General features: G+C 38.6%; 1 protein-coding gene. It reads left to right on the top strand.

Annotated features, from left to right (window positions below; genetic code table 11):
• Positions 1 to 28: 28 nt before the first annotated feature.
• The coding region (locus C7B89_RS22850) for a major tail protein (RefSeq protein WP_115674673.1) at positions 29 to 573 on the top strand (545 nt) is incomplete at its 3' end.

Here is a 573-nt window from a genome sequence, read left to right as displayed (position 1 = left end):
ACTTTAATTAATTAGGAGGTTATTTTAGATGGCAGAAAACAAAGTACAATTTGGTATTAAAAACGTACATTATGCAGTTGCTACAGAGGGTACAGATGGAACAGTAACTTATACTACACCAGTCCCATTCCCAGGTGCAACAGCATTAAATTTAGACCCAAAAGGCGAACAATCAGATTTTTACGCTGATGATCGAGTTTATTACACATCTAGTACAAACTCAGGGTATGAAGGTACGCTAACAGTTGCAGCGCTGCTTCAACAATTCCGTGTTGATGTTCTAGGGGATGAATTAAGTACTGATGGAGTATTAACAGAAAATGCAGATGCAAAGCCTAAGAAAATTGCACTATTATTTGAGTTCGATGGTGATGTAAAAGCTACTCGACATGCATTATATAATGTCACTGTATCACGTCCAGGAATGTCTGGAGAGACGAAAACAGAAACGACTGAGCCAGGAACACAAGAATTATCATTTGTAGCTGCGCCTACAGTAAATGGCATTGTTAAACGTTCAACTACGGGTGAAACAAGTGCGGCTATTTATGACGCTTGGTACACTAAAGTATT

Source organism: Lysinibacillus capsici, from assembly GCF_003367505.1.
GTDB classification, from domain to species: Bacteria; Bacillota; Bacilli; order Bacillales_A; family Planococcaceae; genus Lysinibacillus; species Lysinibacillus capsici.
This window is presented reverse-complemented; position numbering and strand designations above follow the sequence as displayed.